Source organism: Actinokineospora sp., assembly GCF_050699995.1.
Taxonomy (GTDB): Bacteria; Actinomycetota; Actinomycetes; order Mycobacteriales; family Pseudonocardiaceae; genus Actinokineospora.
On the sequence record NZ_JBOHGC010000298.1, the window covers coordinates 1 to 7,652 of the forward strand.

Genomic DNA, 7,652 nt, shown 5'->3' on the forward strand with positions numbered 1-7,652 from the left:
CCCGCCGCCCGCCGCGCCGAGCAGGCCGACGACGCCGCTCGCCCGGCGCACGCCGCGGGCCAACCTCGCCGCACAGCTGCGCAAAGAACCTGGTCAGACCCCCGCCGAACCCGCACCGCCCGCTTCCATTCCCACGCCGGAGCGTTCACGTGCGAGCATGTCGGCGTTCCAGCGCGGCACGCGCCGGGCGCGGGCGGGAGAACCGGACACGGGTCCCCGACCAGGCAGGCCAGGGGAGGAAACATGACGGGCATGTCGACGAACAAGAACCTGGACTGGCTGCTCGACGACTTGGTGCAGCGCGTCGGCGACGTCGACCGCGCGGTGCTGCTGTCGGCGGACGGCCTGATGATCGGCAAGTCGAGATCCCTGGCCCAGGCCGACGCCGAGCACCTCGCCGCCGTCGCCTCGGCCTTCCAGAGCCTGGCGACCGGCGCCGGACGCCACTTCGGCGGCGGCGACGTCTACCAGACCGTCGTGGAGATGCAGCACGCGTTCATGATGGTCACCGCGGCGGGCACCGGAGCGTGCATCGCCGTGCTGGCCGCGCAGGACTCGGACCTCGGGATCATCGCCTACGAGGTCAACCGCATGGTGACAAGAGTCGGCGGATACCTGACCTCCGCGCCGCGGTCCGCGGTCGCGGGTCCGGCGGCGCCGTCGGTGTCATGATCGACAACGACGACGACGACGAGGCCTGGTTCGACGATGACGCGGGCCCGCTGGTTCGCGCGTACGCGGTCACCCGCGGTCGGACCAAGACCGGAAACACGCAACTCGATTTGATCACATTGGTCGCCGCGACCGGCCTGCGCGCGCAACAGTTGGGACCAGAGCACGACAGTGTGCTCGCGGTGTGCGTGGAGCAGCAGTCGGTCGCCGAGGTCGCGGCGAAGGTCGGGCTCGCGCTCGGCGTGGTGAAGGTGCTGATCAGCGACCTGATCGAGCGGAACTGCCTGATGGTGCGCTCGCGCCAGAACGCGGTCGAGCCGGACCTTGAGATGATGCAGAAGGTGCTGGATGGAATCCGTAGGCTCTGAACCGAATGGCACCTCCACCGCCGTGAAGGTGTTGGTGGCGGGTGGGCCCCGGACCGACACCCCGGCTCTGGTCGACTCCGTCAGCGAGATCCCGCTGCTGCACGTCGAGGAGTTCTTCGTCGTCGGCGGTGTGGCCGACGTGGCGTCGGTCGGGGTCGACCTGGGGCGGATCACGATCAGCCCGGAACTCCTGCTCTACCTGTTCGGCACCTCCACCGAGGACCGGTCCTGGTTCCTGTGGGACGAGCTGTTCGCGGGCGCCCTCGGCGCGATCGTGCTGGCCGACACCCGCGCCCTCGACGACTCCGCGGCCGCCGTCGACTTCTTCCGCGGCCGCGGGATCCCGTTCGTCGTCGGCGTCGACTGCTCCGAGGGAACCAGGCTGCCCGAGGTGGACGAGGTGCGCGCCGCCCTCGGGCTGGGCCCGAACGTCCCCGTCCGCCTCTGCCACGCGTCGCGGCGTGAGTCGACGAAGCAGCTGCTGATCGCCCTCGTCGAATCCCTCATGGCCGCCGCGCGCGAGCAGTCCGCGATCACCGCGAACCGCTGAGTCCTACTGCCACAGGGCGACGATCACCGACACCACCAGGATGCCGACCAGGTGGTATCCGGCCGTGATGGCCACCCACGCCATCGGCTGCGGTTTCTTCGGGTCGAAGAAACCGGTGACCAGCAACGCCATGGCCGCCAAGCCCAGCCCCGTGACGACGCCGAGCGCGATCGCCTCGCCGAAGGTGTCGGTGCCGGTCGCCGCCGCCAGCATGGCCACCGCGACGCTGGTGACGAAGCAGGTGAGCAGCGGCATCAGGTAGATCGTGACCGGCGGCTTCTCGTCGCCGTCCATCTCCCAGCCGACGGCACGGCTCCAGATCTTGCCGAAGAGCAGATTCGAGTACCAGAGCCCACCGAGGGCGAAGAACGCGACCGTGGCGACGATCACCGCGAGCCAGTTGAGATCTGTCAGCGTCGAGAAACTCACTATTCCTCCTGCAGGGTGTCTGACGTCCCCGACCGCACTTCCCCGAATGATCGCCCCCCGGCCTCGATCTGTCCACACGCGACCCACAGGGTCAGATCTGGGCCGCGAGCATTGGCTGTCACCTGGCGAGCTCGCCCAGCCTGGACCGCAGCTGCCCCGATCTCCTCCCGATAGCGCGGTCGCCCAGCGCAAGCGTGGTTGCAAACCGCCCTTCGCATACCCAAGCCGGCAGGTGCAATCAGCAGGCTTGGCTGTCCGCTCGTCGCGAACGTCCACCGGGAGCTCAGCGCTTGGGCGCACACTGGAGTGCAACGGTGTAATCACGGGCGAGGCGGTGGTCGACATGTCCGAAGACCTCGAACCGCGCGCGCCCACGGAGGCCGAGGCCCTCGACGCCTACTCGCGGACCGTGAGTGCCGTCGCTGCGGCGGTCACACCCCAGGTCGCGGCGCTGCGGCTGGGGCAGGGCGGCGGGTCTGCCGTGGTGTTCGACAGCCGATCGCACCTGGTCACCAACGCCCACGTCGTCGGGTCCGCGGGTTCGGGCAAGGCCACCTTCTCCGACGGCACCGAAACCCACTTCGACGTGGTCGGCCGCGACGCCCTGTCGGACCTCGCGGTGGTGCGCGTGCACGGAGACGCGCCCGCCGCCGCGGTGTTCGGCGACGCCGACAAGCTCGTGGTGGGCCAACTCGTGGTGGCCGTGGGCAACCCGCTCGGACTCGCCGGGTCGGTCACCGCGGGCGTGGTGAGCGCCCTGGGCCGCGCGCTGCCGGTGCGTCAGGGGCGGGCGGGCCGGGTCATCGAGAACGTGATCCAGACCGACGCCGCGCTCAACCCCGGCAACTCCGGCGGGGCGCTGGCCGACTCGACCGGCCGGGTGGTCGGCATCAACACCGCGGTCGCGGGTTTCGGGCTCGGACTCGCGGTGCCGGTGAACTCGACCACGCTGCGGATCATCGACACTCTCCTGGCCGACGGCCGCGTCCGCCGCGCCTACCTGGGGGTCGTCGGCGTCCCCGCGCCACTGCCCGACGACGTCGCCGAGCGCACCGGACAGCGGGCCGGTCTGCGGGTGGTGGAGGTCGTCCCCGGCGGACCCGCGCACCGCTCGGGCCTGCGCGCGGGAGACCTCATTCTGACCGTCGGCCGCACCGAAATCCATGACGCGCAAGGGATCCAGCGCAAGCTGTTCGCCGAGGCGATCGACCAGGACCTGCCCGTGACCGTCCTGCGCAACGGGGCGATGGTCGACGTCTACGCCGTGCCGAGCGAGCTCTCCGCCGAGTGATCGTGCGGTTCGGTGTCCTCCCATGCGGGTAGGGGGATCGGCCGACGTCCGCCACAGCGCCGGGCCGCCCGCCAGCACGGTGTCGGTGAGCAGGGCGGGATCGAGCCTGCGCCGCGGCTCCTCGGGATCGAGGTCGACGCCGATGAAGACCAGTTCCTGGCCGGGGGAGTCGTCCCCGAGCAGTTCGCCCGGTTCGATCGTGAGGTTCGGGCCCGCCTGCGACCACACCGCCAGCGTGTCCGGGCGGCTGGCCAGGTGGCAGAAACCCTTGCTGCGCAACACACCCTGCCAATCCTCCAGTGCGGCGGCCAGTCGAGCCGGGTGGAACGGCCGGTCCGCGCGATAGGTGACCGAGCGGATGCCGTACTCCTCGGTCTCGGGCACATGCGACCCGGCGAGTTCGGCGGCCCACCCCGGCGAGGTCCCGTTCCGCCAGCCGGTCGCCGCGCTCCAGTTCGGGCAGGAATCCGGCCGCGTCGACCACGGTGACCATCGTGTCCAGCCGCGCGTGGTCGGACAGGCTCGTCGCCGCGATCAGGATGGTGTCGAACCGGCCCTCGGCGGCCAGCGTGCCGACCGTGTCGAGCAGGTCCTCGCGCAGGGTGCAGCAGATGCACCCGTTGGTCAGCTCCACCACGGGTGGGTCCAACCATGATGAACATGGTAATCGTTGTTGTTTAGCGCCTCACTCGGGCAGGGCCAGCAGTGCGACGACGCCGGCCGTCGGCCGCGGTGAGCCGCCCGCGGGCTCGACGGTGATCCCGAGTTGGGCCGCGTCCGCGGCGCCGTCGGCCAGCACCGGCACGGCGTCCGGCCCGACTTGGAGCAGCCCCGCCGACCGGGGACCGCCAGGGCCGATCAGCCACGCCTGGTACACCCGGTTCGGCGGCGGCTCGGGCATGCCCTTGGTGAACACGATGACGCTGTCGAGGTCCCGCGAGACCGCGGCGGTGGCGCCGTGCCCCATGGTCAGCCGGACGTCCGGCGCGGTCAGCACCCGGCTGATGGCCTGAACTCGCGCTTGCGAGGCCTGCCGGGTCTGGTCGAGTTCGGTGTGCAGGGACATCGCCTGCGCGCCCATCGCCGTCGCCGCCACCACGCTCGCGGCGACGGCGAGCATCGGAGCCCACCACCACCGGGCCCGGCGCGCGGGTTCGGTCGAGGCCACCAGCGGCGGGAGTTGGCGCTCATGCCGGATCACCGGCACGACACGGTGCTTCAAGTCCGCGGACGGCGGCGTGGAGGCGGCGATCGCCAGCCTTCCGGCGGTCTCGCGCAACTCCGCGATCTCGACGGAACACGCGTCGCACCGGCTCAGATGCTCATCGAACTCGGCTCGCTCCCGCGCGGTCAGCGCGTCCAAGGCGTAGGCGCCGGTCAGCGAGTGGATTTCCGGATTCAACCGTCGTCGCGGCATGGAGAAGTCCTTTCGCTGCGGCCCACACGTCGACATTCGGAGCGCGCGGCGTCTTGGATTAGCCCAATCCGGATCGGCCCGGTGAACCGAATCCCTGCCAAGAGCCCGTCGAATCTCTGGTGGAGGGCACCATGAGCACTCGAGCCGACACCCGGACCGGATCGCCCAACCGTGTGGTGGGCTACGCGTTCGGCGCGGTCTACCTGTTGATCGGGCTGGTGGGCTTCGCGCTCACCGCGGGCACCGGGTTCGCCGCCACCTCCGGTCCACACCTGCTGTTCTTCGAGATCAACCCGCTGCACAACCTCGTGCACCTCGCGATCGGCGCGCTGCTCGTCGGCGCCGCCGTGCTGCTGGGCGTGGGCCGGACCCGCCGCTGATCCACTTCACCCCCGAGGGCGGCCGTCTTCAGTCAGCCAAGGGAGCATCTGATGACCCGTGCCGAGCAGAAGCCGCGCTTACGCGTCTCGCTCACCGTCATGCTGTTGGCCGGAGCGGCCGTGGCCGTCACGCTGGGTGTCGTCGGGTCGGTCGGCGGCGCTCCACGTGAGTTGCCGGTCGTCTGGTTCTCCAGCGTCCAGTCGCTGAAAGCCTGGTCCGCCACCATCATCCTGGTCTTGGTGCTCGCGCAACTCGCGACCGCACTGTGGATGTACGGCCGAATCCCCGGCGCCGGGGCGGCCCCGTCCTGGGTCCCTTCGGTCCACCGGCTCACCGGGACGGTGGCGTTCCTGTCGAGCCTCCCGCTCGCGTTCTACTGCCTCTACGGGTTCGGATTCGACACGTCGAGCCCCCGCACCCTGGCGCATTCGGCGGCGGGCTGCCTGTTCTATGGCGCGTTCACGGCCAAGATGTTGGGCATTCGATCCCGCAGGCTTCCAGGCTGGGGAATCGCGGTGCTCGGCGGCACGGTCTTCACCCTTTTCGTCGTGTTGTGGGCACTGAGCGCGCTGTGGTGGTTCGACGCGGCCGGTTTCGATCGGTGATCGGGCGGAATCCGGCCAATCCGCCCGGATTCGTGCCTCGAATAACAGACAAGAGATCCCGAAGCGCCCCGGCGGACGATCTCGCTGAATGGAGGTTCCCATGCACCGATTCCGGCGGTTCCTGCTGATCGCCCTGTTCGGTGGTGTGCTGACCGCCTGCGGGCCATCATCCGGGCAGGGAAATCCGATCCCCATCCCCAGTTCGGGCCATGGCGGACATGGTTCGCCCGCGAACGCGACCACGGTGACCACGAAACTGCTCGACTTCGCTCCGGAGAAGGTCACCGTCAAAGCCGGGACCACCGTTGTGTGGAAAGTCGACGGCGGTATCGGCCACAACGTGACCACCGGCACCTTCACCCTGGGTGGCGACGGACTGCGCGATTCCGAGCGGCCTGACGGAAAAATCGACATGCCGCTCACCAAAGACGGTGAAGTGTCGTTCACCTTCACCGAACCCGGCACTTACTCGTACTACTGCTCGATCCACAAGGGAATGAACGGCTCCGTCGAAGTCACCGGCTGAGTCCTGTTTCGTCAACGCCGCCTCGAACTTCCCGTACCGAAAGGAAAGCCATGTCTGTTCGTGCCATTTCCGTTCTGAGCATGGTCGCCGCGGCCGCGCTGACCGTGTCCGCTTGTTCCGCCGACGAGCAGGCGGCCCCGCCGTCATCCACCGTCGGCGCCCCGGCGACGTCGGCGCCGGCCGCGGCCGTAACCGGCAAGGCATCCGTCGACGCCCCCGCGTCCAAGCTGCGCGCAGATCTGACCCAGCTGCTGACCGAGCACGTCTACACCGCGGCCATCGCGCTGAAGACCGCGGTGGACGCGGGCGGCAAGATGGACGACCCCGGGGTCAAGGCCGCGGTGGCCAACCTCGACGCCAACTCCGTCGCGCTGTCCAAGGCGATCGGGGGCGCGTACCCGGCCGCCGAGGCGCCGTTCCTCGAGTCATGGCGTCAGCACATCGGCTTCTTCGTCGACTACACCCTGGGCAAGGCCACGAAGGACCAGGCGAAGGTCGACAAGGCCAAGGCCGACCTGGACGGTTACCGCACCTCGTTCGGCCAGCTGATCAACTCGGTGGTCCCCGAACTCCCCGCTGACGCCGTCGCCGAGGCGCTCAAGCCGCACACCGCGAGCATCTTCGCCACCATCGATTCCCTGGTCGCCGGTGACGGACAGGTCTTCGCCAAGCTGACCGAAGCCGCGCACCACATGCCGATGACCGCGGCCACGTTGGCGGGCGGCATCGCCAAGAACAAGGGCCTCGAAGGCGACGTCAAGTCCAAGGGCGCCGAACTCCGCTCGGGCCTGACCTACCTGCTGACCTCGCACGTCGACCTGGCGGGCATCGCCCTGGCCCAGGCCGTCGCCAAGGGCGGCGACCTGAACGAGCCCAGCGTCAAGGCCGCGGTCGCCGCGGTCGACGCCAACTCGGTCGCGCTCTCGAAGGCCGTCGGCGCCGCCTACCCGGCCGCTGAGGCGCCGTTCCTGGAGTCGTGGCGTCAGCACATCGGCTTCTTCGTCGACTACACCCTGGGCAAGGCGACCAAGGACCAGGCGAAGGTCGACAAGGCCAAGGCTGACTTGGAGGGCTACCGCACCTCTTTCGGCCAGCTGATCAACTCGGTGGTCCCCGAACTCCCGGCCGACGCCGTCGCCCAGGCGCTCAAGCCGCACACCGAGAGCGTGTTCGCCACCATCGACTCGCTGGTCGCCGGTGACGGACAGGTCTTCGCCAAGCTCGCCGAGGCCGCGCACCACATGCCGATGACGGCGGCGACCCTCGCCGGCGGCATCGCGGAGAACAAGAAGCTCAGCTAGCCCGAGTTTCCTGGCTTTCTTGATCGACATCTGTGTTTCCCCTGGCAGTACACGGTTTCCGTAGGATGCGGGTGTATTACCTAACCCGGCTTGGATGGTGCGGGTGCTCAGT

The 7,652-nt window shown here is 69.4% G+C and carries 11 protein-coding genes and 2 pseudogenes; 9 read left to right on the forward strand and 4 right to left on the reverse strand.

The window, feature by feature from the left end; all coding sequences use genetic code 11:
- The 4 genes from ACRDSQ_RS14985 to ACRDSQ_RS15000 form a co-directional block, all read left to right on the forward strand.
- Positions 1-247, forward strand: a 247-nt coding sequence (locus ACRDSQ_RS14985) for a hypothetical protein (RefSeq protein ID WP_431421736.1), incomplete at its 5' end; no start/stop codon positions are given.
- Positions 244-672 carry a roadblock/LC7 domain-containing protein gene (locus tag ACRDSQ_RS14990; RefSeq protein ID WP_431421737.1) on the forward strand — a complete coding sequence of 143 codons (429 nt, stop codon included), beginning with the start codon at positions 244-246 and terminating at the stop codon, positions 670-672. The genes ACRDSQ_RS14985 and ACRDSQ_RS14990, both read left to right, overlap by 4 nt.
- The gene (locus ACRDSQ_RS14995) at positions 669-1,040 is read left to right on the forward strand and encodes a DUF742 domain-containing protein (RefSeq protein WP_431421738.1); all 372 of its coding nucleotides are present in this window, start codon (positions 669-671) and stop codon (positions 1,038-1,040) included. Before ACRDSQ_RS14990 ends, ACRDSQ_RS14995 begins: the two co-directional genes overlap by 4 nt.
- Positions 1,021-1,590: a GTP-binding protein gene (locus ACRDSQ_RS15000; RefSeq protein ID WP_431421739.1), complete on the forward strand. Its 570-nt coding sequence runs from the start codon at positions 1,021-1,023 to the stop codon at positions 1,588-1,590. The genes ACRDSQ_RS14995 and ACRDSQ_RS15000 overlap by 20 nt, the downstream gene beginning before the upstream one ends.
- A gap of 3 nt (positions 1,591-1,593) precedes the next feature.
- On the opposite strand, the gene ACRDSQ_RS15005 is transcribed toward ACRDSQ_RS15000, so the two are convergent.
- A complete protein-coding gene (locus ACRDSQ_RS15005) occupies positions 1,594-2,019 on the reverse strand; it encodes a DUF1761 domain-containing protein (RefSeq protein WP_431421741.1) in 426 nt (141 codons plus the stop codon).
- A 343-nt stretch (positions 2,020-2,362) separates the two neighbouring features.
- Between ACRDSQ_RS15005 and ACRDSQ_RS15010 the strand changes: the two genes are divergently transcribed.
- Complete coding sequence (locus ACRDSQ_RS15010; RefSeq protein WP_431421743.1) at positions 2,363-3,310, forward strand: S1C family serine protease; 948 nt, start codon at positions 2,363-2,365, stop codon at positions 3,308-3,310.
- 156 nt (positions 3,311-3,466) lie between these two features.
- Here the strand turns inward: ACRDSQ_RS15010 and ACRDSQ_RS15015 are convergent.
- From ACRDSQ_RS15015 to ACRDSQ_RS15025, 3 genes and pseudogenes are all read right to left on the reverse strand, one after another.
- A pseudogene (locus ACRDSQ_RS15015) lies at positions 3,467-3,694 on the reverse strand (GTP-binding protein); the annotation flags it as partial.
- 100 nt (positions 3,695-3,794) lie between these two features.
- A pseudogene (locus ACRDSQ_RS15020) lies at positions 3,795-3,947 on the reverse strand (GTP-binding protein); the annotation flags it as partial.
- 48 nt (positions 3,948-3,995) lie between these two features.
- Positions 3,996-4,727 (reverse strand): anti-sigma factor, encoded by a 732-nt coding sequence (locus tag ACRDSQ_RS15025; protein WP_431421744.1) that lies wholly within the window; start codon positions 4,725-4,727, stop codon positions 3,996-3,998.
- A 131-nt stretch (positions 4,728-4,858) separates the two neighbouring features.
- On the opposite strand from ACRDSQ_RS15025, the gene ACRDSQ_RS15030 reads away from it, so the two are divergent.
- The 4 genes from ACRDSQ_RS15030 (at position 4,859) to ACRDSQ_RS15045 (ending at position 7,540) form a co-directional block, all read left to right on the forward strand.
- Positions 4,859-5,107 (forward strand): DUF4383 domain-containing protein, encoded by a 249-nt coding sequence (locus ACRDSQ_RS15030; RefSeq protein WP_431421746.1) that lies wholly within the window; start codon positions 4,859-4,861, stop codon positions 5,105-5,107.
- A gap of 51 nt (positions 5,108-5,158) precedes the next feature.
- The gene (locus tag ACRDSQ_RS15035) at positions 5,159-5,713 is read left to right on the forward strand and encodes a DUF6529 family protein (RefSeq protein WP_431421748.1); all 555 of its coding nucleotides are present in this window, start codon (positions 5,159-5,161) and stop codon (positions 5,711-5,713) included.
- Between the two features lie 100 nt (positions 5,714-5,813).
- The gene (locus tag ACRDSQ_RS15040; RefSeq protein WP_431421749.1) at positions 5,814-6,239 is read left to right on the forward strand and encodes a cupredoxin domain-containing protein; all 426 of its coding nucleotides are present in this window, start codon (positions 5,814-5,816) and stop codon (positions 6,237-6,239) included.
- A gap of 50 nt (positions 6,240-6,289) precedes the next feature.
- Positions 6,290-7,540: a hypothetical protein gene (locus ACRDSQ_RS15045; RefSeq protein WP_431421750.1), complete on the forward strand. Its 1,251-nt coding sequence runs from the start codon at positions 6,290-6,292 to the stop codon at positions 7,538-7,540.
- The last annotated feature ends 112 nt before the right edge of the window (positions 7,541-7,652 follow it).

Excerpts from the sequence above, each read along its gene's own strand:
- ACRDSQ_RS15040 (WP_431421749.1), top strand. The coding sequence starts at position 5,814 with ATGCACCGATTCCGGCGGTTCCTGCTGATCGCCCTGTTCGGTGGTGTG.
- ACRDSQ_RS14995 (WP_431421738.1), top strand. The coding sequence starts at position 669 with ATGATCGACAACGACGACGACGACGAGGCCTGGTTCGACGATGACGCG.
- ACRDSQ_RS15045 (WP_431421750.1), top strand. The coding sequence starts at position 6,290 with ATGTCTGTTCGTGCCATTTCCGTTCTGAGCATGGTCGCCGCGGCCGCG.
- ACRDSQ_RS15025 (WP_431421744.1), bottom strand. The coding sequence starts at position 4,727 with ATGCCGCGACGACGGTTGAATCCGGAAATCCACTCGCTGACCGGCGCC.
- ACRDSQ_RS15035 (WP_431421748.1), top strand. The coding sequence starts at position 5,159 with ATGACCCGTGCCGAGCAGAAGCCGCGCTTACGCGTCTCGCTCACCGTC.
- ACRDSQ_RS15000 (WP_431421739.1), top strand. The coding sequence starts at position 1,021 with ATGGAATCCGTAGGCTCTGAACCGAATGGCACCTCCACCGCCGTGAAG.
- ACRDSQ_RS14990 (WP_431421737.1), top strand. The coding sequence starts at position 244 with ATGACGGGCATGTCGACGAACAAGAACCTGGACTGGCTGCTCGACGAC.
- ACRDSQ_RS15030 (WP_431421746.1), top strand. The coding sequence starts at position 4,859 with ATGAGCACTCGAGCCGACACCCGGACCGGATCGCCCAACCGTGTGGTG.
- ACRDSQ_RS15010 (WP_431421743.1), top strand. The coding sequence starts at position 2,363 with ATGTCCGAAGACCTCGAACCGCGCGCGCCCACGGAGGCCGAGGCCCTC.